Below are 26,483 nucleotides of genomic sequence, written 5' to 3'. Positions count from 1 at the left end.
GACTGGAATAATAAAAATTACTCCAGTCTCTTGATAGTATTACTTATATATATCCAATATTACTCGTTAACTACTGGATAGATAGAAACCTGCTTCTTGTCTCTACCCTTTCTCTCAAATCTAACGATACCATCAGCTGTAGCGAACAGTGTGTCATCTCCGCCAATACCAACGTTAAGACCTGGGTGAATCTTTGTTCCACGCTGTCTGTAAAGGATGTTACCAGCCTTTACGAACTGACCGTCAGCTCTCTTAGCGCCAAGTCTCTTGGACTCTGAGTCTCTGCCGTTCTTTGTAGAACCTACACCTTTCTTATGAGCGAAAAACTGAAGTTCCATCTTCATCATGTCAATTACACCTCCTTAAAGGTCATACAAATATAATCGCCATAGGATTCTTCGATTCCGGATATACCGATCACAAGCGCCTGCATCAAAGTCTGTGCCTTGATATCCGGCTCCTCTGTGAATATGAAATCCATATGTCCGCTCTCCTGATCGCAGTCAAGTGTGAAATTCACATCTGAAAGCTTCTCAACAGAGTTCAGAATGGTTATCGTGATCGCTGAAACTGCGCTACAGACGATATCTTGTCCAGGATCATCATATTCCGCATGTCCATCCGTCTTAAATCCTATATATTCCGAATTGCTGTTCTGATAAATAACTACATCAATCATGTCTTATAATCGATACAATCAATACCAATTAAGCGTTGATCTTCTTGATCTCAACCTTAGTATATGACTGTCTGTGACCATTCTTCTTGTGATAGCCAGTCTTTCTCTTGTACTTGTAAACAATAACTTTCTTAGACTTGCCTTCACCAACTACTGATGCTGTTACAGATGCATTAGCAACTGCATCTCCACACTTAACGTCTGAATCAGTGCTTACTAAGATAACATCATCAAATGTTACTTCGCTTCCAGCCTCTGCTGCGAGCTTCTCAACCTTGATCACGTCTCCTTCAGCTACCTTGTACTGCTTACCGCCTGTTGCTATAATTGCGTACATGGTTAATACCTCCTTAATCAAACTCGCCAGTTTTGGTGGTGTCTGTTGACACACTTATACCTAACTGTGCGGCATACTCATATAATCTACCATTGAGATGATTATTTGTCAATAATTTTCTGATATATTTTTACAATATTTTTTGATTTATTTTCATCAAAGCTTAACCATTTCGTGAAGCGGTCTCTTTAACTTCTTTCTGGTCAGCTCTATAAGTCCAAGCTTGGTGATATCTACGAATTTGGCTGGTACAGGATCGTCTGCCAGCTCTCTTATCAGGGTATCACGTATCCTGAGAATATCATCGGGATTCTTCATGTTTATAAAGTCTATGACTACTATCCCTGACAGATTGCGGAGTCTTAACTGACGGCAGGTTTCGATGGCAGCCTCGGTGTTGACCTTCAGCATGTGCTGTTCCATATCTCTGCCTGATATAGCCTTGCCTGTATTCACATCCACAACTACCATGGCCTCAGTCTGCTGGATTATAAGGTAGGCACCTGACTTAAGCCATACTCTCTCCTTTAGAGCTCCCTCCACTTCTTTATTGAGATTGTAGATTGCCGTAAGCGGACATGCTGTATCGGTATGAAGCGTTAAGTCTATTGTTCCAGGCTGTTTTTTCTCTATGTAATCCTCAAATACGTGGAATATTTCTTCATCATCGGTTACCAGTGAATCTAGCTTATTACTTCCCATGAAAGTTATGTTTTCTATATATTCCGGTGGATTCCGGTACAGACAGGAAAAGCATTTTCTGGTTGTTGCGGCCTTCAGGATCTGCGTGAGACGACCGCCCAGCTCATTCAGTTCACGTTTTATGAGTTCAGGGTCCGCATCCACAGCATTTGTCCTAATGATACAACCTATACCCGCCGGGAGGGTATTTCGCGCGATGTCCTTAAGCTCGTCCCGGAGCTTTCTGCTGCTTATCTTGTTCGATACACCGATCTGTTCCCCGGTGTGGACCACACAGTAATCCCCGCGGAGGGTGAGCTCCGATGAACCAACAGGGTTCTTGGTCTTGACTGCGTCACGGCTGATCTGAACGACTATCTCATCGCCGATCCTGAGCTTTGTGTGCTCCCTGCCATCGGCGTATATAATATCATTGTCATCCAGACTGTAGTAGCAGGGAAGTCTGTCACCGTAATCCACGAAGCAGGCATTTATATTGTTTACGATGTTGGCCACCTTGCCCACATAGATATTGCCAAGGACTGTACTGCCCTCTGACAGGTTAAGATCTGTGACTTTGCCATCCTGTATAACAGCCTGTAATATTTTGTTGTCGTAGTGTGTAACTACCAGCTTTCTCATGTGATATTCCCCTTATAATCTTTCAAATATACGGTCAGGCAGACTCTTAGAATGGTGAACCGGCTTTGTATAGAGGTATTATATTGCCATCAGGGCCATCCATGTACGTCTCCAGTCTGTGAATATGATAATGGAACTGGTTGTGACTGACACCCGCATACGCGCAGAGAGCCTGCATGACGAGCTCCGGCTTGAGGTTGTATTCACTTCCGGTTGACAGCAGCATATATATCTGATCGTCCCTCAGCTCGCAGGTCATGATACCAGGTTTTATATTCTCCTCGCGTTCGCTCTTCTTTGTTTTTTTCAGAATGACGATCTGATCCTGCGACATGAAGGATTCCACACTGTCCAGTATATTATGCCGTTCTTCAGTTCCTGCTTTGTCAAGGAATGAGATGACATAGTCCGATGCTGACACAACTGACATGGAGTTCTTTGCATCATCGGGAAGAAGTACACACTCAGTGACCTTCATCTCATCAACCGATACGGCATTCAATGCGTCGATCATCTCTCTGGATGTTGTAACGGATTCAAATTCTCCGTCAAAGTATTCGCCATCAGAAGTGATTCCCATGGCCAGCGGAGCGGCAAACGAGATGATCTGGTGAGGCGAATATCCCTTGGAATAGCTCACATCCAGACCGGCACGTCTTATCTCCTTCTGGAAATATCTCATAACGTCAAGGTGTCCTATAAATCTAAGGTTACCGAGCTTGGAGTATTTAATTCTTATTTTCAAAACATACACCTCCTCCAAATCTTGCGGCACCACAGCCGGAACACTGCTGTCTGCAGTTAGGGGTTACCTTTTCGTTCTGGGCGTTCTCCCACTCTCTCTCAAGGAACTTTCTTGTGACTCCTATATCAATGAAATCCCATGGAAGTATCTCATCAACACTTCTGTCCCTGTATGTGTAGAAATCTATATCCAGGCCGTGCTTTGCCATGGCGTTGTCCCAGTTTTCTTTTTTGAAGAACTCTGTCCATGCGTCAAATATCTGACCGGCCTTATAGACATCATATATTACATCGCAAAGCTTCCTGTCGCCTCGAGCAAGCAGTCCCTCAAGTATGGTGATATCTGCTTCGTGGTACTGGAACTTAAGACTCTTATGGTTCTTCTCTGCGCGGAATCTGTCCTTCACAAAGTATGCACGCTTGACAAATTCCTCAGGCCTTATCATCGGAGCCCACTGGAACGGAGTAAATGGCTTTGGCACAAAATATGATGCCGATGCGGTGACCATGACACGTCCATTTCGTTCTTCTCTTGGGATATTTGCAAAGAAAAGCTCAGTGATCTCCTCCGACAGGTCTGCAATCCCGGCAATATCGTCATATGTCTCAGTAGGAAGGCCCATCATGAAGTACAGCTTCACCTTATCCCAGCCGCCTTTGAAGGCCTTCAGGGCACCATCCATTATGTTCTCCTTTGTGAGACCCTTGTTTATAACATTTCTGAGTCTCTGCGTTCCTGCCTCAGGGGCAAATGTAAGTGAACTCTTCTTCACATCCTGGATCTTGCTCATGACATCCAGAGAAAAGGCGTCTATACGGAGCGATGGCAGAGAGATATTTACATGCTCATTGTCCATCTTCTCGATCAGGCAGTCTGTGAGTTCCGGAAGCTCCTCGTAATCACTCGACGACAGACTGCTGAAGGTTATCTCCTCGTGTCCTGTACTTGCCAGCATTTTCTCAGCATAGCCCTTTAACAGATTGACATCTTTAGGTCTGGTTGGTCTGTATATCATTCCAGCCTGGCAGAATCTGCAGCCTCTTATACATCCGCGCATGATCTCAAGAACAACTCTGTCCTGAGTGAGCTTCATGAATGACACAACAGGCTTCTCAGGGTATGTGACTTTGCTGTGATCCATGACAACCGTCTTGGTTATCGTGGCAGGCACATCTTCAAATCTAGGAGCAAATGAAGCTATCGTGCCATCTTCCTTGTATGTGACTTCATAGAGCTCAGGAACGTATAATCCCGGAATGTTGGACACCTTTATGAGAAATTCTTCCCTGGTCATATCAGTGTGCTTATACACCTTGTAAAGCTCCAGAAGTGCATCATAAGATACTTCGCCCTCACCCATATAGAATATGTCAAAGAAGTCTGCTATAGGCTCAGGATTGTATGAGCATGGGCCTCCGCCTATAACAAGTGTGTCTCCCTTTTTTCTGTCTCTTGTACGGAGTGGGATTCCAGCCAGATCAAGCACCTGAAGAATATTGGTGTAACACATCTCGTACTGGAGTGTTATTCCAAGGAAATCAAAATCCCTTATAGGATCCTGGGATTCCAGCGCGAACAGAGGGATGTCATGTTCTCTCATCTCCGCGTCCAGATCAGGCCATGGCGAATAAACTCTTTCACACCATGTGTCCTCTCTCCTGTTGAACATATCGTACAGTATCTGAATTCCGAGATGGGACATACCTATCTCGTATACATCAGGAAAACACATGCAGAAACGCACATCAACCTTGTCCTTGTCCTTCATAACACTGTTGTATTCTCCACCTATATATCTGGCGGGCTTTTCAACCTTCATCAGTATTTCATCCGGTAAAGCTAATCTTCTCATAAAATAATATCCTTAAATAATTTTCTTGTGATCATATTATCTGATATCTCCAAATGGAAATATTCAATTACAGCAAAAGAGATGCGCACGGAATTTCCGTATTCAGTGCGCATCCTCTATATATCTATATCGTATCAGGAACTGTGATCCTATACCGCATTATCCAATATTAGTTTTTGAAACTATGGATAGGGGCTGGAATACGTCCACCTCTGTTGACAAACTTATCACATGCAAATCTGTTGACAGGCATGATAGGTGCGTATCCGAGAAGTCCGCCAAATTCAGCCTGATCTCCAACTGTCTTACCGATAACAGGGATAAGTCTTACAGCGGTTGTCTTCTGGTTGATCATACCAAGAGCCATCTCATCAGCGATAATTCCTGATATGGTTGCAGGTGATGTATCACCAGGAATTGCTATCATATCAAGACCTACTGAACATACACATGTCATGGCCTCAAGTTTCTCAAGAGTTAATGCTCCTGCGGAAACTGCATCGATCATTCTCTGGTCCTCAGATACAGGGATGAATGCACCGGAGAGTCCTCCGACGTATGATGAAGCCATAACTCCACCCTTCTTAACCTGATCGTTGAGGAGCGCAAGTGCTGCTGTTGTACCAGGAGCTCCGGCGTATTCAAGACCGATCTCCTCGAGAATCTCACCTACACTGTCTCCGACTGCAGGAGTAGGGGCAAGTGACAGGTCAACTATACCAAATGGTACACCGAGCATCTTGGATGCCTCTTTTGCAACGAGCTGTCCAACTCTGGTTACCTTGAAAGCTGTCTTCTTGATGGTCTCGCAGAGTTCCTCAAAGTTTTCTCCTCTTACCTTCTCAAGGGCTTTCTTTACAACACCAGGGCCGCTGACTCCGACATTGATGACACAGTCTCCCTCGGTAACACCGTGGAATGCACCGGCCATAAATGGGTTGTCATCAGGTGCGTTACAGAATACTACAAGCTTTGCACAACCGATGGAATCTGCTTCCTTGGTGAGCTCGGCAGTGTCTTTGATCATCTCTCCGAGAATCTTGACTGCATCCATATCTATACCGGTTTTGGTTGAACCTACATTTATGGAGCTGCACACCTTTCCTGTGCTTGAGAGTGCTTCAGGAATTGAACGGATAAGAAGCTCATCAGCAGGAGTCATGCCCTTATTTACAAGCGCTGAATATCCTCCGATGAAGTTGACTCCTATGGTGTCTGCAGCCTTGTCAAGAGCCTTTGCGATCTTTACAAAATCTCCGGTGGTCTTACATACGGAACCACCAACCAGTGCTATAGGTGTTACAGAAACTCTCTTGTTGACGATTGGTATACCATATCTTCTTGATATCTCCTGACCTGTTGATACAAGATCCTTGGCATATGTTGTTATCTTGTTATATATCTTTGTACATGTATCATCCACATCTGTACCTACACAATCCAAAAGACTGATTCCCATTGTGATGGTACGAACATCCAGATTCATGTCTGAGATCATCTTATTGGTCTCGATTACTTCATTTATGCTAATCATGTATATCCTCTTTTCTGTCTGTCAGACTGTATATTATTAGATTCTGTGCATTGTCTCAAAGATCTTCTCGTGCTGTACCTTTATCTGTACTCCAATCTCTTCTCCGATCTGTCCGAGCTCTGATGCGATGAGCTCTGTTGATTTGGATGATTCCTGTGTATCAACCACCATCATCATGTTGAAGTACCCTGCAACTATAGTCTGTGATATGTCAAGTATATTGATCTGGTTGTTTGCCAGATATACACATACCTTAGCTGTGATTCCCACGCTGTCCTTACCTACTACAGTTATGATTCTCTTTTTCATTTCATTTATCCTCCTTGTTGATGATGGAGCCTGTACATACAGAACCCATCTTTATTCACTCCTAAAAATCAGCCTATGCCTCTATGGCAGCCATAGGCATGTCTCTTCTGGCTACTGCCAGCCCAAATTCCCTTACATCGTTGGCGTATGAATTGTTTTCAAGCTCCAGCTTGACTGTCTCGTATGCCAGCTCTTCAAAATTGTTCTCCTTGCTCAGATGTCCCAGAATGATACCCTTCACATGGTCATTCAGAAGTCTGTATATGAGCTGCCCTGACAATTCGTTGGACAGATGACCATAGTTGCCAAGGATTCGTCTCTTGAGATAATAAGGATATGGTCCCGCCTCAAGCATTCTGACATCATGATTGGCCTCAACTACCATTATATCTGAGTTGTCAAGCTTATCTACAATATAATCATTATAATTGCCCATATCAGTCGCTATGGACACTTTTTTGCCATCTCCATACAGGCTGTAGCATACCGGATCCGCTGCGTCATGCCAGATGGATGACGGATCAACGGTTATATCCTTTATCAGTATCTTTTCATCAGGACGAATCTCATGAAACAGTCCCTCATCGATACTGCCAAGGGAGGTCATCTTCTTCATCTCAGCTATGGTTCCTGCAGTGGCATATATAGGAACACCGTGCTTTCTTGCCAGAACACCTATGCCCTTCACATGATCTATATGCTCATGCGTTACAAGAACACCATCGAGTTCAGACGGCTTTATTCCCTCATCCTTAAGGGCGTTTTCAACCCTCTTGCAGCTTATGCCTACATCCACAAGAAGATGGGTATCGCTATTGCCGACGTAATAGCAGTTACCGCTGCTACCGCTTGCTATACTTAGTAATTTCATAATCTACTCTTCTGTTGTAATTTATTTGTACCATGTGACTGTGCGGTCCATGGTCTGAGATCCATATGACTGTAATATCTTCTGTCAAAGCCCTCAAGCTCACCGAGATTCACAGCAGTCAGGGTCTCTTTAAACGCATATATTCTATCAATAAAACTCTTATCAATCAAGCACTTATGTGCTCCGTGCAGGGATGTATTTCCTGCAAATTCTGATTTTCCCTGAAAACTGTCCGGAAAAAGTCCAAGGCTTACCGCACTTGATATATTAAGACTGCACCCGAAGCCTCCTGCCAGATATACACGTGATACGTCCTCTGCCGTTATCCCCGCCATATCCATGAGGGATTCTATCCCTGCACATATGGCTGCCTTTGCAAGGAGAAAGCTTCTGATCATATCCATGTCAATTGTCACTCCACCCGCAAGTCTGTAGCCTCCGTCTATATACTGATCAACCAGGACTCCATCGTCATTCACTATGTGTAGCAAATTAAGTCTGTTCAGCAGATCAAAGGCTGTGGTTGGAGCTGCAACACCTCTCCTCAGCATTCCCTCAAATGCCGGACCACATGCACATGAGGTGGCATAACCGATGCCCTGCTTTGCAAGTATGAGTTCTCCGTTTGTTCCGAGATCTGCAAACAACTGATATTTGTCAGACCTGTCAATGTTACAGACGACTGCACCGCACAATGCGTCAGCTCCAACAAATGCGCTGAGGTTAGGAAGACATGTGACTTCTGCACTGCAAAATCTTTCATCATCAAAGAAATCCTTCCCTGATACTGTTATACTGTCAGGATTCCTGATCTCAAATGGTGCATGCCCGAGATTGTCCAGAAGCAGCCGCTCAAGTATTGCATTCATGGTGGTGTTTCCGGAAATAATTATCCTTGATATATCTGCAGGGGCATACCCCATTCCGGCCAACTCTGAGGAAATCCTTGTGACTACTGAGCTTCTGAGCTTTGCCAGTCCATCTTCTGTGGAGCCTGTTCGGATCCTCGATATGACATCGCTGCCATATTCAATCTGTGGATTCATAAATCCACATCTGCCCGTGACACTTCCATCAGACATATCTATCTGTTCTATGGCGATGGTGGTGGTGCCTAAATCTATAGCTATGCCTATACCACGACCATCGCCATTATATACGTTGTTGGATTCATCAGCACCCTTGTACGAAGCAAGGACTGACATGTTATCCTCACCTATGGTTATCTGTATGTTATCAGTGATAGTGTAGGTACAGCTTTTTACCGTGCCCGCACCTTTTACATCCACCAGACATCTCTGACACCTTCCAAGACCTCCGCAGTTTCCACTGAACACATATCCGGCGCTGCACAGCACCTTGAACAGATTGTCACCGCGTCTGCAGGCGATTATTTTGTTGTCATTTACGGTTAAAGTGAGTTCATCGTTAATCATCGATATCAACTACAATTAATTGTATATTCCCTTTGTCATGACTTCCTTTGGCTTGTAGCCCTTATCAGCAAGTGTGTTGATGATGAGCTGCTTGTGCTCAGGGCCAAATGCCTCCATAGTGATAACAAGCTCAACTGCTGAATTCCTGTTGATGGATACGAACTGGTTGTGCTCAAGCTTGATAACATTTCCCTGGAGATCAGCGATAACCTTTGAAATGTTCATGAGTGCACCCGGCTTGTCAGGAAGAAGTGTTGAAACTGTGAAGATCCTGCTTCTTGCGATAAGTCCGTGCTGTACAAGTGAGGCAAATGTTATCATATCCATATTGCCGCCCGACAGTATGCTTACGACCTTGGCACCCTTTACATCGAGATGCTTAAGTGCTGCCACTGTGAGAAGGCCTGAATTCTCAACAAGAAGCTTGTGGTTCTCAAGCATATCGAGGAATGAAACGATGAGTTCGTTATCCTCTACAGTTATAATATCATCTATGTTCTTCTGTATATATGGGAAAATCTTGCTTCCCGGTGTCTTTACTGCAGTTCCATCTGCAATGGTGTCTACATATGGAAGTGTTGTAACCTTCTTGTTCTTCAGTGAGACCTGCATACAGTTTGCTCCGGCAGGCTCAACACCTATGACCTTGATGTTCGGATTCATCATCTTGGCAAGTGTGGACACACCTGTTGCCAGACCGCCACCTCCGATAGGAACAAGGATATAGTCAACGAAAGGAAGCTCCTTTATGATCTCCATCGCAACCGAGCCCTGTCCTGTGGCAACATCGAGATCATCGAACGGATGAATGAATGTATAACCCTTGTCCTCTGCAAGCTCAAGAGCGTATGCACATGATTCATCATATACGTCTCCATACAGTATAACCTCTGCGCCGTATGCCTTAGTTCTGTTAACCTTGATGAGAGGTGTAGATGAAGGCATAACGATGGTCGCCTTTACTCCATATGCTTTTGCAGCATATGCCACACCCTGGGCATGATTTCCAGCCGAAGCTGTTATCAGTCCCTTCTGTCTCTCTTCATCTGAAAGAGTGCTTATCTTGTAATATGCACCCCTGATCTTGTATGCACCGGTCTTCTGAAGGTTCTCAGGTTTGAAGTATACCTTGTTGCCTGTTATCCCACTGAAATAGTCACTGTATATGAGCTTTGTAGGGAGAACCACCTTATGTACAATGTCGTAGGCCTCCTCAAATTTCGCAAGTGTCAGTTTGTCTGTTGTGTTCTGTTCTGCCATTTGTTAATGTCTCCTTATGTAAAAATCCTTTTGAAAATCATATATGGTTGTGCACAGATATAAGTACATTGACATACATATGATCATTATATATGCCGTAGTATTACATGTCATCGCCGATGAGCATATCGATCTCGGATCTGTCCTCGTCAAAATCTGCGAACAATGCGTTGACATATTCCTGAGGGTCAAATCTTTGGAGATCACCGATCTTCTCACCAACTCCGATAAACTTGACCGGTACGTCAAGCTCTGCCTGGATCGCTATCGCAATACCACCCTTGGCAGTTCCGTCAAGCTTGGTGATAACTATACCGTCAAGCTCAGTTACATTGCTGAACTGTCTTGCCTGTTCAAGGGCATTCTGACCTGTTGTTCCGTCCAGAACTATGAGCGCCTCAACATTTGCCTCTGGATAATCCCTTGTGATGATCCTTCTCATCTTTGCAAGCTCGTCCATGAGATTCTTCTTGTTGTGAAGTCTTCCCGCTGTATCAACGAGAAGGATATCCGTATCTCTTGCCTTGGCGGCAGCCACTGCGTCGTATACAACTGCAGCGGGATCAGCGCCCTCATTGTGTGAAATTATATCAACCTGTGCCCTGTCAGCCCAGGTCTTTAACTGATCTATGGCGGCAGCTCTGAATGTATCGGCAGCAGCCATGAGAACCTTCTTGCCTCTCTGGCGGTACTGGGCAGCAAGCTTTCCGATGGTCGTTGTCTTGCCGACACCATTTACCCCGATGACCAGCACAACGGACTTCTTATTCTCGAAGTCGTACGCTGAATCGTCCACAGACATCTGGTTCTTGATTATATTGATCACAAGTTCCTTGCAGGCAGCAGGTTCTTTGATGTGTGAATCCTCAACCTTCTGCTTAAGTCCCTCTATAACCTTCTCAGTCGTCTCATATCCCATATCAGCCATGATAAATGTCTCTTCAAGATTCTCATAGAAATCATCATCTATATGGGATGCACCGAATACATCTGTAAAGCTTTCTACTATATTATCTCTTGTCTTTGCAAGACCTGCCTTAAGTCTCGCAAAAAATCCTTTTTTCTCTTTTTCCTCTGCCATGACATACCTCCTGTTTAATATCTTCTATTGTTATTTATCCAGATCGTTCTCAATAAGGTTGACTGATACGAGGGTAGATACACCCTTCTCCTGCATGGTTATACCGTACAGGATATCAGCAGCCTCCATGGTTCCCTTTCTGTGTGATATAACTATGAACTGCGTATCCTTTGTAAGCCTGTTGAGATACTGTGCAAATCTTCTTACGTTCGAGTCGTCAAGAGCCGCCTCTATCTCGTCCAGCAGACAGAAAGGTGATGGCTTCAGACTCTGAATTGCAAATAACAGTGCTATGGCGGTGAGGGACTTCTCTCCACCTGACAACTGCATCATATTCTGGAGCTTCTTTCCAGGTGGCTGTGCTATGATCCTGATACCTGTTTCAAGAAGATCCTCGGTATCAACCAGCTCAAGTGCACCACGTCCACCACCGAACAGCTCCTTGAATACCTTGTCGAACATGACCTGTATCTCCTTGAACTTCTCGGCAAACTGCTCCTGCATTGATTTTTCAAGCTCCGCAATGATATTTACAAGGTTGGTCTCCGCACTGACTATATCGTCATGCTGTCCCTTGAGAAATTCGTATCTCTCAGAGACTTCCTTGTAGTCATCTATGGCATTGACGTTGACATCTCCAAGGGATTTGATCTTGGCCTTTACTGCAACGATCTCCTTCTTTAGTGCCGGCAGTTCAGGAAGATTATCGTCCTTGAGTTCCTGGGCACTGCTGTATGTAAGCTCATACTCCTCCCACATATAGTTGCTGAGTTCGTCTGCTTTCTCAGTGTTCTTCTCGATTATCGATGTGAGCTTGTATGAGTCCTTCTCGAGTCCTGCAATCTTTTCGGAAAGTTCTTCTCGTCTGGCAAAGAATTCCTTGTGGCTCTGCTGTAATTCCTCTCTCTTGACTGAGAATTCGTTTACCTTGTCCTCGTTGTCAGCGATACTTCCGGTTCTGCTTGCGATATCTGTCTTTATAGCAGCTATCCTGTCTTCCAGCTCTGTGATCTCACTGAATGATGACTCCACGCGGCTTGTAAAGCCCTCAAGTTCTTCCTTGTATTTTTCGATATCCATATTTATTCTTCGGATATTTTCTACAATGAAGTCCTCTTTCTGCTTGACGGAATTAAACTTAATCATAAGCTCAGATACCCTTGCGTTTGCAGCGGTGAGCTTATCCTTGTTCTCCTGTCCCTGTCCCTCAAGTTCTTCCACTCTTGCCTCAGCTTCAAGCCTCATGGCTTCATGCTTTTTGTTGTTGTCGGCAAGAGAATTCTTATTGTTGTTTATCTCCGTTATCTGATTATTGAGCTCTGCTACCTCTTTCTCAATCGAGACAAATACTCTTTCAGATTCGGCAAGCTTTTCTTTGACCTGTTCAATACTCATGGTCAGAGTATTCTTTTTCAGATATGCCTGCTGCAGTTCGGAGTTGTATTTGTCTATATCCTGTCTGAGCTGATCTCTTGAAGTCTTAAGTTGTGCGTCGAGAGCCGCAGCCTTTGACGCTGTTGATTTCAGGTTATCGATCTGCTCCTTGAGTTCATCCAGCTCCCTCTTCCTTCCGAGAAGGTTACTGGAATTCCTGAATGCACCTCCGGTCATTGATCCGCCCGGATTTATCAGTTCTCCCTCTATGGTGACAAGTCTGAGCGACTGATTGTTCTTACGCGCTACCGCCAGGGCATTATCGATATTGTCGACAACTATGATCCTGCCTAAAAGGTTCTTTACCAGCGTGTTGAATTTGGAATCGACCTCAACAAGATCTGATGCAACTCCTATGACTCCTTTTTCCCTGAGCACATCATTTCTGACGGAACCGCGGTCTGTTATGGTGTTAAGCGGAAGAAATGTTGCACGTCCGAGTCTGTTGGTCTTCAGATATGAGATCATTCTCTTGGCAGTGGCATCGTCCTCAGTGACAATGTTCTGTATACTTCCGCCAAGGGCAGTCTCCACAGCGACCTCGTACTTCTGATTTACCGTGATTATGTCCGCAACAACGCCTATTATACCCGGATTCCACTGCTTCTGTTCCATGACTCGTCTGATACTGTTGCCGTATCCGTCGTATCTCTCAGTTATATTTCTGAGAGCCTCCATCTTGGACTCTGTTGCCGAAAGCTTCTCGTTGGTGTTGTGGATCAGCTCACGGTTAGTTTTGTTTCTATTCTGATTCTGGGCAAGCTGATCGGTTGCACTGTCCAATCCCGCGAGAATGACCTTTGCTCCCGCCTCAAGTTCGGCAAGCTGTGATGACAGTGACTCATAGTCCTTCTTGTCCTCGGCATCGTCGCTCTTAAACTGCAGAAGTCTCTGGTTGAGCTGTGTCTTTCTAAAGTTGATATTCTCCAGCATGGCGTCATATCTTCCGACCTTTGCCTGGAGATTACCGCTCTCATGCATATATTCTATGATGTCAGCCTTGCAGCTCTCAATCTCCTGCTGGCAGGCCTCTATGTAGGAGGTCATGTCGGAGCTTTCCTTCTGGGCTGTTTTAAGTGCCTGTTCAACTTCTGAGATAGAGTCATCCAGTTCATCTTTCTGGGATGTGTAATCTGTGAGTTCTTTCTCGCCGGACTCGATCTGACTGTTGATTCGGTCTATCTGATCATGTATGTTCTGATCGTTCATTTTGAGTGTGATTATCTGCTGGTTGATAACATTTATCTCACCTTCAGCACGCTCTTTTGCAAGCCTGTTCTCATGAATCTCGTTTTTAGATGACTCAATTATGGAATTGAGCTGCTCTATAGCAGTCTCTATCTGGTCGTATTCTTCCTTTGTCTGTTCATACGCCTGCTTGCTCTCATCTATATCATCGTTTACGATAGTGAGCCTGTTCTGATCTTCCTCGAGAGCTGTTTTAAGTTTCTCTGTCTCGAGAAGGAATGCATTCACATCGAGTTTTTTTAATTCATTTTTAAATGCCAGGTATTTCCTTGCGGTCTCAGACTGCTCCTTGAGTGGTCCGACCTGTTTTTCAAGCTCCTTGAGAATGTCGTTGACACGGCTGAGATTGTCCCTCTCTGCTTCAAGTGATTTTTCCGCAGCAGCCTTGTTCTTCTTGAACTTTACGATTCCGGCAGCCTCGTCAAAAAGCTCTCGTCTCTCCTCAGGTTTACCATTGAGGATCTTCTCGATCTGGCCCTGTCCGATGATTGAATAACCCTCCTTACCGATACCAGTGTCAAAGAAGAGAGAATATACATCCTTCAGTCTGCTGACAGTACCGTTAATCAGATATTCAGACTCTCCTGATCTGTATACTCGTCTTGCAACTGTGACTTCATTATAATCTATAGGAAGGCTGTGATCGCTGTTGTCAAGAGTTATGGCAACATATGCGGAGCCCTGCGGCTTTCTGAGCTGTGTTCCCGAGAAAATGACATCCTCCATCTTGGAACCACGGAGACTCTTGGCACTCTGTTCACCCAGAACCCATCTCACTGCATCCGCTACATTGCTCTTACCCGAACCATTAGGTCCAACGATACAGGTTATTCCGTGATTGAATTTGAATACTATCTTGTTTGCAAATGACTTGAAGCCATTTACCTCTATACTCTTTAAATACATAAATTAATCCTGCTTTTTTCTTAATTGTAACAATGTTTTGTATGCAGCCATCTGTTCGGAGTTTTTTCTGTTTGAACCCTCACCTCTGGCTGTAGCCTGGCCATCTATCATGGCATCCGATACAAATATCTTGTTATGTTCAGGCCCCTTCTCCTCTATGAGCTCATACTTTAATTCTTTTCCATTCTTCTGGCAGAATTCCTGAAGGGTTGACTTTGCATCGTAGAACAATGATTTTGTCTCAACGTCATCCAGCAGGAACTGATGGACAAACTTCTTGGCGACATCCATTCCGCCATCAAGATACATCGCACCGAGAACGGATTCAAAGAGATCACACAGAATGGATTTCCTTGTTCTTCCGCCTGTCTGGGCTTCACCCTTGCTAAGAAGGACAAATTTGCCATATCCAAGACTCTCGGATATCTGTGAAAGAGTAAATTCGCATACGAGACTTGCCCTCAGCTTTGTGAGTTTTCCCTCCTCATATTCTCTCTTCTTGTGGAAGAGATAGTCACTCACAATATACTCAAGGATGGCATCCCCGAGAAACTCAAGTCTCTCATATGACTCAGTTTTATTAACCTTAAGCTCATTTGCAAATGACGTGTGTGTCAGAGCCGTTATCAGAAGTCTTATATCCTTGAATTCGTATCCTATTCTTTTTTCAAGCTCACCATAATCCTTCTTCATTATGCCTGCTCCTCACTCAGCTTATCAGCTATCTTGGCATTTACACCGGTCTCGCTGAAACTGATACACTGGAATATTGCACTTTTAACTTCTTCGTTATGTGAATTGCCGTGGATCTTGACAACAAGACCCTTGAGACCGAGGAGCGGTGCGCCACCCTTAGTCTTGGCATTAAATCTCTCCTTGAGCTCGCCGAGTGAACCTTTTATCAGTGCGCCTCCGATCTTGGATTTGAATGAGGACATGACCGCCTTCTTTATCTCTCCAAGAAGCATTTTTGCAAGCCCCTCATAAAGCTTTAATATTACATTTCCCACAAATGCTTCACAGACAATTACATCTGCAGCACCGTTTGGTATCTCACGAGCCTCTATACTTCCGATAAAGTTGATATCCTTACATTCCTTAAGAAGCGGGTATGTCTCCTTTACGAGAGCGTTGCCCTTCTCTTCCTCGTCGCCGATATTCACAATGGCTACTCTAGGTTTTTTGATCTTCTCTATGTTCTCCATATATACAGTGCCCATCTTAGCAAACTGAACAAGATGCTCAGGTCTTGCATCAACATTCGCACCACAGTCTATGAGCAGGGAGTATCCTTTTGTTGTTGGGATGAGAGGCGCAAGTGGTGATCTCTTAACACCTTTAGATCTTCCAACTATTAGCTGACCTCCTGCAAGTATGGCTCCTGAGCTTCCCGCAGATATTATCGCATCTGCATCACCGCTTTTCACCATATTCATTCCAACTGTAAGTGATGAGTCTTTCTTGCTTCTGATTGCCTGAACAGGTGCATCGTGACATGTGATCTCCTCAGTACAGTTCTTTATCTCTATCTTGGAGGTGTCATATGTGTATTTTGCAAGCTCACCCTTTATGACAGCCTCTTTTCCAGTGAGAATTATATGAGCCTTTGCCCCTTCGTTCACAGCTTCTACAGCACCTCTTATGATCCACTCCGGTGCATAATCTCCGCCCATAGCATCTACTACAATTCTTGTATCGCCCATATCAAAACTCTCCTATCTTACGTGTATTATGGGATATCCCACCATATAATTATTTTTAGGTGCAAACGCACAAGGTCATTATATATTTCTGAATTGTCAAAGTCAAATATTTCAGTACAAATATACAAACCGCTATGTATATATGTGCACGAAAAAAGACCTTCCTTATTATAAAAATAAGAAAGGTCTTGTTTATTCTACTACTCAAATACCGAGTGAGAACTGGAAATTACTCAGCAACTGAGATAATCTCTTTCTTGTTGTATGAACCGCAGTTCTTACAAACTCTGTGTGGAACCATTAACTCGCCACACTTGCTGCACTTAACTAATGCTGGTGCAGACATCTTCCAGTTAGCTCTTCTCTTATCTCTTCTAGCCTTTGAGCTCTTATTCTTTGGACAAATTGACATTATTCACACCTCCTCAATTCTTTAAGATGTCATTAAAAACTGATAATCTCGGATCAGGAACAAAATCATCACAGTTACATGTACCATGATTCAGATTCGTTCCACACACCTTACAGAGTCCCTTGCAGTCATCCCTGCACAGAATCTGTATTGGAACTAAACCCATCAGTTCCTTTTTCAACAGTGCGTCCATATCGATATTACAGTCTTCAAAATAGCTTAACTCATCTATCTCATCTACCTTATCAGAATCCAAAACGGAAGTATCAATAACTGTGTCGATATCTATATGGAAAGTTCTCTCAAACTCCTCCAGACATCTGTCACACACAAGCTCCATGACAACATCAGTGCTTCCGGTAACCTTGACTCTGTTCTTGCCGTCATTCGACAGATTCAGTTGAAAATCATCTGCCTGTCCAATCCGGTAGTCCATTCCCTTAAACTGGAAATTATCAAAGTCTACATGTACTTCAACGCTTTTAGTCAATCCCTCAGTGGATAAAATCTCAGATAAATCAATTAACATAATATCTCCTAAAAATCGCACATCTGCTATTATACATATACAGATATTTATTGTCAACAAAATATTGCAAAATTTTTATACAATTCCGTCAACTGAATCCTGTCGTTATACAGAAGACTTATTTTGTAACAAGCTCTACAGTCTCTCTTGCAATGGCAAGCTCTTCGTTTGTAGGAACTACCCATACCTGAACCTTTGAAGCGTCAGTGGAGATCTTCTGCTCTTCGCCGCGGATCTCGTTCTTAGTCTCATCTATATCGATACCCATGAATGAAAGATCCATTGTTGAAACTCTTCTTACATATGGATTGTTCTCTCCGATTCCTGCCGTAAACGCTATCGCATCAAGACCTCCCATTGCGGCTGCATATGCTCCAATATATTTCTTGACACTGTAGCAGAATACATCGAGAGCAAGACGGCATCTGTCATTGCCTTCCTTCATGCCGGCGTCAAGATCTCTGAAATCACTTGATACGCCTGAAAGTCCTGATACACCTGACTTCTTATTAAGAATAGTTGTTATCTCCTCAACGCTCTTGCCCTCTTTGCCGGCAATGAACTCAAGAATCGCAGGATCTATATCACCGCTTCTTGTGCCCATAGGAAGACCTGCAAGAGGTGTGAGTCCCATGGAAGTGTCCACTGACTTACCGCCGTCAACTGCTGTGATACTTGATCCGTTTCCAAGGTGGCATACGATAAGCTTGGTATCTTTGATATCTTTGCCTATGAGCTCTGCCAGTCTCTTGGATACAAAGCTGTGGCTTGTTCCGTGGAAACCGTATCTTCTTATCTTATAATTCTCGTAATATTCGTAAGGTATTGCATATGTATATGCTTTATCAGGCATGGTCTGGTGGAATGCTGTATCAAATACCGCAACCATAGGAACACCCGGCATATGTGCCTGACATGCTCTGATTCCAATGAGGTTGGCAGGGTTGTGAAGTGGTGCAAGATCATTACACTCTTCTATGGCCGCCATTACTTCGTCTGTTATAACTACTGAATTCGCAAACTTCTCACCGCCGTGAACTATTCTGTGTCCAACAGCGTCGATCTCTGACAGTGAAGCGATAGCTCCCTTATCTGTATCAAGAAGAGCGTCAAGAACAAATTTTACAGCAGCATTGTGATCCGGCATAGCGGCATCCACTGTATACTTATCCTTACCCATGGTCTGATGTGTGAGCTTTCCGTCGATACCGATCCTCTCACACAGTCCTTTTGCTATAACAGCCTCTGTATCAGAATCAATAAGCTGATACTTCAGTGATGAACTACCACAATTAATTACAAGAACCTTCATTTCAATCCTCCTGCACAACTTATGTGTAAATAAATCATCTTTAAAAATTATCTTTTACTATCTCTCTTTTGGAGTTACCTTCATTCTGCCGTCCTCCTGAGCCTGAGCCTGGATAGCTGTTATGGCAACAACTCCAACTATATCGTCTGCAACACAGCCTCTTGACAGGTCGTTTACAGGCTTTGCAATACCCTGTGTAACAGGACCATATGCATCAGCCTTTGCGAGTCTCTGTACAAGCTTGTATCCGATGTTCGCTGCATCAAGATCAGGGAACACAAGAACATTCGCATGTCCTGCAACCTTGCTTCCAGGTGCCTTTGATGCTGCAACCTCAGGAACGAGTGCTGCATCTGACTGAAGCTCACCATCACACAGAAGGTCAGGGAACTCAGCGTTAACGATCTCTGTAGCTTCAATAACCTTGTCAACGTCAGGATGCTTTGCGCTTCCCTTTGTTGAATGTGACAGCATAGCCACAACAGGTGTCTCATCAACCAGAAGTTCAAATGACTTCGCTGACTGCTCTGCGATATCTGCAAGCTCTGACGCTGACGGGCTCTGATTGAGTCCTGCATCTGCAAATACAAATGTTCCATTGGCACCATACTGACAATCTGGAACTACAACCAGGAAGAATGCTGATACGATTCTTGTTCCCGGAGCAGTCTTCAGTGTCTGAAGTGCTGCACGGAGCACATCTGCTGATGCGTTGATCGCACCGGCAACCATACCGTCTGCATCATCCTGCTTAACCATCATACATCCAAAATATAATGGGTTTGTTAAAAGCAGTTCCTTGGCTCTTGCCTCGGTCATGCCCTTCTTTCTTCTCATCTCTACAAAAGCATCCACGTATTCATCAAATTTCTCATAATTCTTAGGGTCAACAAATGATGCTCCGCTGAGATCGATATCACCAGCTCTGCTCATGATATCTTCCTTGTCTCCAACCAGGATAATGTTCGCAATGCCCTCTGCCAATACCTTGCCGGCTGCCTCGATTGTTCTCATGTCTGATGTCTCAGGCAGTACGATCGTTTTCTTATTCTGTTTGGCTTTTTCTTTTAACTGATCAATAAACTTCATGTTTATTTCCCCCTTTGAAATAATGAAAACACACATAGTTAAAGTTTAACTCATTGCCCCATTATTCTCAATAGAAATAGCCAAAAAAATTGTCTTTTTATCCGTACAATCCGTGATAATAACTAAAAAAATCTAACACTCAATTCCCATCGCCAGCTTAAGCTGGTTTCTCAATTTTTCTAAATTGCCTGAATTGTCTATCTTTTTTGAACAATTTTCCTCATAATAGCTGTCAGGCTCCTGCGAAGCGATGACTTTTCTTGCTTTTTCATCGGTAAACCCGCGATAAGCGCACAAACGTTCAATTCGTTTTGAAACGTCTGCATAGACATACCACATCTCATCGCAGATGTCCAAATACCCATCCTGGATAAGCAGTGCAGCTTCAAGAACGTATAGTCTGCATCCTGACTTTTTCTGCTCCTCCATGGATTCAAGAATGGCCTTTTTTACATTTGGGTGAGTTATGGAATTGAGGATATCGAGCTGCTTCTGATCGCTGAAAACGACCGCTGAAAGCTTTGCTCTGTCGATCCTGCTGTCTTCATCAAGAATATCTCTTCCAAAGTGTTCCACTATGTCATTGTATGATATCTGTCCCGGTTCCATGAGTCTGTGAGCCAGGGCGTCGGCCTCCATAATGAATGCTCCGTAGTCTCGCTGCATTATATCAAGCACAGCGGTTTTTCCAGAACCGATACCACCAGTTATTCCTATGATCTTCATATTATTTTGCCTCATACCAGTTATTTCCTGATGCAACGCCCACCTCAAGAGGTACGGTCATATCTGCGGCATGCATCATCTCATCAACGAGAAGCTTCTTCACTATGTCCACTTCATCCTCGGCAGCCTCTATAAGAAGCTCATCGTGTATCTGCAGGATAAGCTGTGACTTCAGTCCGAGCTCCTTGAGCTTCATGTTAACTCTCACCATGGCGATCTTGATTATGTCCGCAGCGGTTCCCTGTATAGGCGAATTCATGGCAACCCTCTCGCCAAAACTCCTCTGCATAAAGTTGGATGACTTCAGCTCAGGGATAGGCCTGATCCTTCCGAACATAGTCGTCACATAGCCTTTTTCCTTTGCGTGGGCTACCTGTTCATCCAAATACGCTTTTATACTCTTATAGGTGTCGTAATACTTTGCAATGAAATCGGAAGCCTCTTTTCTGGATATACCCAGATCCTCACTCAGACCAAATGCGCTGATTCCGTACACGATTCCGAAGTTGACAGCCTTGGCATGCCGTCTCTGGAGAGGTGTCACTTCACCAATCGGAACCTCAAACACCTCAGATGCCGTAGTGGCATGAATATCCACGTTATTCAGAAAGGCATTCTTCATAACCTCATCTCCTGACAGATGGGCAAGCACACGGAGCTCTACCTGTGAGTAATCGGCATCTACAAATACATATCCTTCCTTAGGGATAAATGCCTTTCTTATAAGTCTTCCAAGCTCCAGCTTCATAGGTATATTCTGAAGGTTAGGCTCTGTTGAGCTTATTCTTCCGGTTGCCGTGATAGTCTGGTTAAAGGTTCCGTGAATACGTCCGTCATCCGATATATAGTTCACAAGTCCCACTGCGTATGTGGAATTGAGTTTTGTGAGCTGTCTGTATTCCAGAATATCTCCGATGATAGGATGTTCGTTTTTGACCTTTTCAAGTACATCCACACTTGTTGAGTAGCCCGTCTTGGTCTTTTTGCCGCCCGGTATGCCCATATCTTCAAAAAGGATAGGGCCAAGCTGCTTCGGAGAATTGATATTGAACTCTTTTCCTGCGTAACCGATTATCGAATCGTGAAGCTCCTGAATCCTCTTCTCAAGCTTTTTGCTGTATTCCTCAAGCTCTGCCTTATCGACTCTTATTCCGCGTTTTTCCATGTCGTATAAGGTGTAAACGGTAGGGAGCTCTACCTTATTGTACAATTCGAGCATGCCTTCTTTGGCAAGCTTATCCATGACGACATCCTTTGCAAGGAGCGGAACGACCGCCTTGTACGAAAATACTTCAAGGAAATTATCACTTATAAATGTAAATATATTCAATTCATCTTTGCCGATGAGTTCCTTCTCAGAAGGAAGTATGTTGCCAAGATATTCCTTTGCGACATCATCGTAATCGTATGAATCCTCCATCGGATTGAGGAGATATGCTGCCACTCCTATATCAAGTACATTTGTGTCACATTCATGAAAATCTACATATTTCAGCGCGCTCTTAAGATCCTCCATGCATATGATGATTCCGGCATTCTTCAGATCGTATATGAATTTGACTGCCTCATCAGGATCTATACCAGATGAACAGTTTATCACATACACATTCTTTGAATCACAGGCAATGGCTATGCCGAGCATCATGTCATCACTGTGGGCAACGTATACACCGACAGCTTCTGATTTCTTTGCAGCATCCTCAATATAAGCAAAGTCGGCTGTAGAATTTACCACTGTTATATCCGGTTTCAGTTCACTTACGGTCTGCTTGTTGTCAAACTTCTTTAAGAGACTCTTGAATTCCAGCCTTTTGAAAATGTTGTATGAACTGTCATTAAACGCGTTCTCATATGTGGTATCCTCAAGCTTGAAATCCAGTTCACAGTCAAGCTTGATCGCTGCAAGCTCCCTGGACATTATTGCCTGTTCTGAGAACTCCGCAAGATTTTTCTGGGCTTTAGGAGGTTTGATCTCGTCTATATGTTCAAGAGCTCCGGCCACAGATCCCCACTGCTGAATGATCTTGGATGCGGTCTTCTCGCCTATTCCGGGAACCCCTGGGATGTTATCTGACGTATCTCCCATAAGTCCCTTCATATCTATAAACTGGACTGGTGTAACTCCGTAGAGATCCTTCACATCATCTGCGTAATAGTTCTCTATCGTGGTTCCACCTGCTTTTGTCTTCGGAATACGGACGAGGATATTGTCTGTTGCAAGCTGCAGAAGATCCCTGTCACCCGATACTATCACGACTTTGTATCCGGCAGAATCTGCAACTCTTGACAATGTTCCTATAATGTCATCAGCCTCATAACCCCCCTTCTCAACTATGGTGACGTTCATCGCTGTCAAGACTTCTTTTATGAGTGGTACCTGCTCCCGCAGTTCATCCGGCATAGGCTTTCTTGTGCCCTTATACTCTTTGTACACAAGATGTCTGAATGTAGGCTGTTTAACGTCAAATGCCACGCATACATTTGTCGGATTCTCTTCGTCGATTATCCTGAATATAATATTAAGAAAACCGAGGACAGCATTCGTGTGAAGTCCCTCATAGTTGGTGAGATCCGGAAGCCCGTAAAAAGCTCTGTTAAGTATGCTGTGTCCATCTATTATCAATATCTTTTTACCTGTATCTGGCATGAAAACCTCCTCTTATTTACCGCTCGCCATAGAGTATTCTGACTATTCGATACCCTTATGATTTGCATTATATTTTTTGATATTCTGCATAAATTCCGTACTTTCATCCCTGACTTTGTTTTGTTCTTCGTAATATCTGTCGATATCACTGAGATCATAGCGGGAATCGTCCAAAAGTCTTGAGCCAAAGAATTCAGCATAATAGTATTCAGGTTGCTCACTGAGTTTGGAATTCTGTTCATAGTTGTAGACCTTGTCAAGAGCACCGCTGTACAGCCATATAAGTCCGGCAACAACGGCTGCAATTCCGACCAGTATCGTGGAATTTGCTATTCTCTTTACCGTGGTAAGTCTGTTCATCTCTTCCTCAAGATGCTTATCCAGGGCATTCTTAAAATCTGTAGATATGTTATCAGACTCGTCCAGTTGTTTCATACCAACTATAAGCGTGTAATAGATATCCAGCTCTTCATAGCAGTTTTTGCATGATCTGACATGCTTAATAAACTCTCTGAGTTCATCGTCAGGGAGTTTATTCTCAATAAACGCCATTATCTTTGACTGTGCTTCCAAACAATTCATATGATCCACCTAGTTAATCTCAAATGATCCATCATCCTGTGTGTTTTCAATCTTTCTTATGACTAGATAATACGGTTCACCTTTCTCTGGAACGACCTGAACTCTGTCGCCAACCTTGTGTCCCATGATCGCCCTGCCTATAGGTGATACGTTGCTCACCCTTCCGTCAAGCACATCAGCACGAACACTTGTGACAACTCTGTATGTTTCCTCCTCGTCGTCATCCTCAAAATAAACGGTTACCGTGTTATCAATTCCAACCTCATCGTCTGCTGAAGTATCATCTATTATATCTGCAGTCCTGACAAGCCTGTCCAGATATCTGATCCTCCGCTCATTGGCATTTTTGTCTTTCTTTGCTGCATAATATTCGAAATTCTCACTGAGATCCCCCTGAGCTCTGGCCTCCTTTACGGCTTCAAGCTTCTCCTTCCTGACTACACATTTTCTATATTCGATCTCCTGTTCCATCTTTTCGATGTCTTTTTTTGTAAGCTGCTTACCCATATCGATACGCCTCCAAATCTAACGCAATACTTTATATATACTATCACAAAATCCATTCAAAGTAAAATGAGGTGTTGCTGCTCAGATATCATGACGGTCACCTGTATCCATCGCAGATGATGCTCTCATAAAAAAATACCCGGCAACCACTGCATGCAGTAATTACCGGGTAAAGTGTATACGTTTAAATATATAACCAGAAATTAGTTGTTGATAAGCTTGTCTGACTCGTTGTTCCAGCTATAAAGTGCTCTGATCTGCTCTCCAACCTTCTCTGATGGATGCTCTGAAGCAAGCTTTCTCATAGCCTTGAAGTGAACCTGACGTCCTGCTGGTGACATGTCAAGGAGGAACTCCTTAGCAAATGAACCATCCTGAATGTCCTTAAGGATCTGCTTCATAGCCTTCTTTGTCTCTGCTGTAACGATCTTAGGACCTGTTATATAGTCACCGTACTCTGCTGTGTTAGAGATTGAATATCTCATTCCAGCGAATCCTGACTGGTAGATAAGGTCTACGATAAGCTTCATCTCATGGATACACTCAAAGTATGCGTTTCTTGGATCATAACCAGCCTCGCAAAGTGTCTCGAAACCAGCCTGCATAAGTGCACAAACACCACCACAAAGAACTGCCTGCTCACCGAAGAGGTCTGTCTCTGTCTCTGTTCTGAATGTTGTCTCAAGAACGCCGGCTCTTGCTCCACCGATTGCAAGTGCATATGCAAGTGCAAGGTCAAGTGCCTTACCTGTAGCATCCTGCTCTACAGCAACAAGACAAGGTGTACCCTTTCCTGCCTGGTACTCTGAACGTACTGTGTGTCCAGGTGCCTTTGGAGCGATCATTGTTACGTCAACATCCTTTGGTGGCTTGATACAACCGAAGTGAATGTTGAAACCATGAGCGAACATAAGCATGTTACCTGGCTCAAGGTTTGGCTCGATATCCTTCTTGTACATATCTGCCTGTAACTCATCGTTGATAAGAATCATAATTATGTCAGCCTGCTTTGCAGCCTCAGCGGCTGTGTATACCTTAAATCCCTGTGCCTCAGCCTTAGCCCATGACTTGCTTCCCTCGTAAAGACCGATGATGACATTGCATCCTGACTCCTTAGCGTTGAGGGCATGTGCATGACCCTGACTACCATATCCTATGATTGCGATTGTCTTTCCATCAAGTAATGAAAGATTGCAATCCTGCTGATAATAAATCTTTGCTTCTGCCATTTCTTTAATCCTCCTAAATATGTATAAAATGACTTATATATTAACTACCACTTGGATAATTAAAAACGTATTAACCTCTGATGAGACCTGTGAGACCTGTGCGTACAAGCTCAACTATCTCATGTCCATCGAGCAGTCTGAGGAACGCCTCACACTTGGTTGTTGTTCCCGTAAGTTCTATAATAACCGAATCTTTGGAAACGTCAACTATATTCGCTCTGAAAATATCTGCAACTGAGATAATATCCTTTCTCTCGGACGGATTCGCTTTAACCTTGACAAGAACGAGCTCTCTGCATACAGACTTGCCAGGCTCAAGCTCCACTATATCCACTACATCCTCAAGCTTGTTGAGCTGTTTCTTGATCTGGATAAGGCTGGCTTCATCGCCGCTAACTGCAACAGTCATTCTGGAATAAGCGGGATTCTCAGTCTCTCCTACTGTCACACTGTCAATGTTATAACCTCTTCTACTGAACAGTCCTGACACTCTGCTCAAAACTCCCGATGTGTTGTCAACAAGCAGTGACAAAACAATATTACCCATCTATATGTACCACCTTTCAACTCGTCTCTTTAAAATGTACTAAATTATTATAGTTATAAACCACTTTAATGTCAATTTATAACGTGAATTTTGTAATTATTTTTATCTGTTATTTCTGATAATTTTTGTTGTGTATTTACAAATACCCCAAAACTTATAGTGAGATATCCGGATTTTTCCAAATA

Annotated in this window: 25 protein-coding genes; all 25 read right to left on the bottom strand. The window is 43.7% G+C overall.

Annotated features, from left to right (window positions below; all coding sequences use genetic code 11):
• Window positions 1–59 precede the first annotated feature (59 nt).
• A complete protein-coding gene (gene rpmA / locus DXD11_RS03105) occupies window positions 60–347 on the bottom strand; it encodes a 50S ribosomal protein L27 (RefSeq protein ID WP_004850948.1) in 288 nt (95 codons plus the stop codon).
• A 5-nt stretch (window positions 348–352) separates the two neighbouring features.
• Entirely contained in the window at window positions 353–679 is a 327-nt protein-coding gene (locus DXD11_RS03100) for a ribosomal-processing cysteine protease Prp (protein WP_015534943.1), read from the bottom strand.
• 28 nt (window positions 680–707) lie between these two features.
• Window positions 708–1,016: a 50S ribosomal protein L21 gene (gene rplU / locus DXD11_RS03095; protein ID WP_004850943.1), complete on the bottom strand. Its 309-nt coding sequence runs from the start codon at window positions 1,014–1,016 to the stop codon at window positions 708–710.
• A 156-nt stretch (window positions 1,017–1,172) separates the two neighbouring features.
• The gene (locus DXD11_RS03090) at window positions 1,173–2,339 is read right to left on the bottom strand and encodes a ribonuclease E/G (protein WP_117548956.1); all 1,167 of its coding nucleotides are present in this window, start codon (window positions 2,337–2,339) and stop codon (window positions 1,173–1,175) included.
• A gap of 46 nt (window positions 2,340–2,385) precedes the next feature.
• Entirely contained in the window at window positions 2,386–3,093 is a 708-nt protein-coding gene (locus tag DXD11_RS03085) for a TIGR03936 family radical SAM-associated protein (RefSeq protein WP_242859136.1), read from the bottom strand.
• Window positions 3,068–4,936 (bottom strand): TIGR03960 family B12-binding radical SAM protein, encoded by a 1,869-nt coding sequence (locus tag DXD11_RS03080; RefSeq protein ID WP_118757752.1) that lies wholly within the window; start codon window positions 4,934–4,936, stop codon window positions 3,068–3,070. The genes DXD11_RS03085 and DXD11_RS03080 overlap by 26 nt, the downstream gene beginning before the upstream one ends.
• Before the next feature lie 169 nt (window positions 4,937–5,105).
• A complete protein-coding gene (locus tag DXD11_RS03075) occupies window positions 5,106–6,470 on the bottom strand; it encodes a PFL family protein (protein WP_022216453.1) in 1,365 nt (454 codons plus the stop codon).
• Window positions 6,471–6,506: 36 nt separating this feature from the next.
• Window positions 6,507–6,779 (bottom strand): ACT domain-containing protein, encoded by a 273-nt coding sequence (locus DXD11_RS03070; protein WP_015534945.1) that lies wholly within the window; start codon window positions 6,777–6,779, stop codon window positions 6,507–6,509.
• A gap of 73 nt (window positions 6,780–6,852) precedes the next feature.
• The gene (locus DXD11_RS03065) at window positions 6,853–7,650 is read right to left on the bottom strand and encodes an MBL fold metallo-hydrolase (RefSeq protein WP_117548954.1); all 798 of its coding nucleotides are present in this window, start codon (window positions 7,648–7,650) and stop codon (window positions 6,853–6,855) included.
• Window positions 7,647–9,086 carry an ASKHA domain-containing protein gene (locus DXD11_RS03060; RefSeq protein WP_117549430.1) on the bottom strand — a complete coding sequence of 480 codons (1,440 nt, stop codon included), beginning with the start codon at window positions 9,084–9,086 and terminating at the stop codon, window positions 7,647–7,649. Before DXD11_RS03060 ends, DXD11_RS03065 begins: the two co-directional genes overlap by 4 nt.
• A 15-nt stretch (window positions 9,087–9,101) precedes the next feature.
• Window positions 9,102–10,346 (bottom strand): threonine ammonia-lyase, encoded by a 1,245-nt coding sequence (ilvA, locus tag DXD11_RS03055; RefSeq protein ID WP_015534949.1) that lies wholly within the window; start codon window positions 10,344–10,346, stop codon window positions 9,102–9,104.
• Window positions 10,347–10,449: 103 nt separating this feature from the next.
• Complete coding sequence (gene ftsY / locus DXD11_RS03050) at window positions 10,450–11,427, bottom strand: signal recognition particle-docking protein FtsY (protein ID WP_022216450.1); 978 nt, start codon at window positions 11,425–11,427, stop codon at window positions 10,450–10,452.
• Window positions 11,428–11,457: 30 nt separating this feature from the next.
• On the bottom strand, window positions 11,458–15,015 hold the full coding sequence (gene smc / locus DXD11_RS03045) for a chromosome segregation protein SMC (RefSeq protein WP_118757751.1): 3,558 nt from the start codon (window positions 15,013–15,015) through the stop codon (window positions 11,458–11,460).
• Window positions 15,016–15,018: 3 nt separating this feature from the next.
• Window positions 15,019–15,708, bottom strand: a complete 690-nt coding sequence (rnc, locus tag DXD11_RS03040) for a ribonuclease III (protein WP_117548951.1) — start codon at window positions 15,706–15,708, stop codon at window positions 15,019–15,021.
• Window positions 15,708–16,718 carry a phosphate acyltransferase PlsX gene (gene plsX / locus DXD11_RS03035; protein WP_118649149.1) on the bottom strand — a complete coding sequence of 337 codons (1,011 nt, stop codon included), beginning with the start codon at window positions 16,716–16,718 and terminating at the stop codon, window positions 15,708–15,710. Before plsX ends, rnc begins: the two co-directional genes overlap by 1 nt.
• A 229-nt stretch (window positions 16,719–16,947) precedes the next feature.
• On the bottom strand, window positions 16,948–17,130 hold the full coding sequence (gene rpmF / locus DXD11_RS03030) for a 50S ribosomal protein L32 (protein ID WP_004850916.1): 183 nt from the start codon (window positions 17,128–17,130) through the stop codon (window positions 16,948–16,950).
• A gap of 13 nt (window positions 17,131–17,143) precedes the next feature.
• Window positions 17,144–17,659: a YceD family protein gene (locus DXD11_RS03025; RefSeq protein WP_117548949.1), complete on the bottom strand. Its 516-nt coding sequence runs from the start codon at window positions 17,657–17,659 to the stop codon at window positions 17,144–17,146.
• A 118-nt stretch (window positions 17,660–17,777) separates the two neighbouring features.
• Window positions 17,778–18,971 (bottom strand): acetate/propionate family kinase, encoded by a 1,194-nt coding sequence (locus DXD11_RS03020; RefSeq protein ID WP_118016537.1) that lies wholly within the window; start codon window positions 18,969–18,971, stop codon window positions 17,778–17,780.
• 57 nt (window positions 18,972–19,028) lie between these two features.
• Window positions 19,029–20,060 carry a phosphate acetyltransferase gene (gene pta, locus DXD11_RS03015; RefSeq protein ID WP_055222666.1) on the bottom strand — a complete coding sequence of 344 codons (1,032 nt, stop codon included), beginning with the start codon at window positions 20,058–20,060 and terminating at the stop codon, window positions 19,029–19,031.
• A gap of 132 nt (window positions 20,061–20,192) precedes the next feature.
• On the bottom strand, window positions 20,193–20,801 hold the full coding sequence (coaE, locus tag DXD11_RS03010; protein WP_242992605.1) for a dephospho-CoA kinase: 609 nt from the start codon (window positions 20,799–20,801) through the stop codon (window positions 20,193–20,195).
• Entirely contained in the window at window positions 20,788–23,433 is a 2,646-nt protein-coding gene (gene polA, locus DXD11_RS03005; RefSeq protein ID WP_118757750.1) for a DNA polymerase I, read from the bottom strand. Before polA ends, coaE begins: the two co-directional genes overlap by 14 nt.
• A gap of 42 nt (window positions 23,434–23,475) precedes the next feature.
• Window positions 23,476–24,015: an anti-sigma factor family protein gene (locus tag DXD11_RS03000; RefSeq protein ID WP_022216444.1), complete on the bottom strand. Its 540-nt coding sequence runs from the start codon at window positions 24,013–24,015 to the stop codon at window positions 23,476–23,478.
• Between the two features lie 9 nt (window positions 24,016–24,024).
• Window positions 24,025–24,522 (bottom strand): transcription elongation factor GreA, encoded by a 498-nt coding sequence (gene greA / locus DXD11_RS02995; RefSeq protein ID WP_015534956.1) that lies wholly within the window; start codon window positions 24,520–24,522, stop codon window positions 24,025–24,027.
• 203 nt (window positions 24,523–24,725) lie between these two features.
• Window positions 24,726–25,751 carry a ketol-acid reductoisomerase gene (gene ilvC, locus DXD11_RS02990; RefSeq protein ID WP_015534957.1) on the bottom strand — a complete coding sequence of 342 codons (1,026 nt, stop codon included), beginning with the start codon at window positions 25,749–25,751 and terminating at the stop codon, window positions 24,726–24,728.
• Between the two features lie 70 nt (window positions 25,752–25,821).
• Window positions 25,822–26,298, bottom strand: a complete 477-nt coding sequence (gene ilvN / locus DXD11_RS02985) for an acetolactate synthase small subunit (RefSeq protein ID WP_015534958.1) — start codon at window positions 26,296–26,298, stop codon at window positions 25,822–25,824.
• Window positions 26,299–26,483: the final 185 nt, after the last annotated feature.

This window comes from Coprococcus sp. TF11-13, from assembly GCF_003481085.1.
GTDB lineage: Bacteria > Bacillota > Clostridia > Lachnospirales > Lachnospiraceae > Coprococcus > Coprococcus aceti.
Note: the sequence above shows the minus strand (reverse complement) of the source record. Positions and strands in the feature narration are given on the sequence as shown.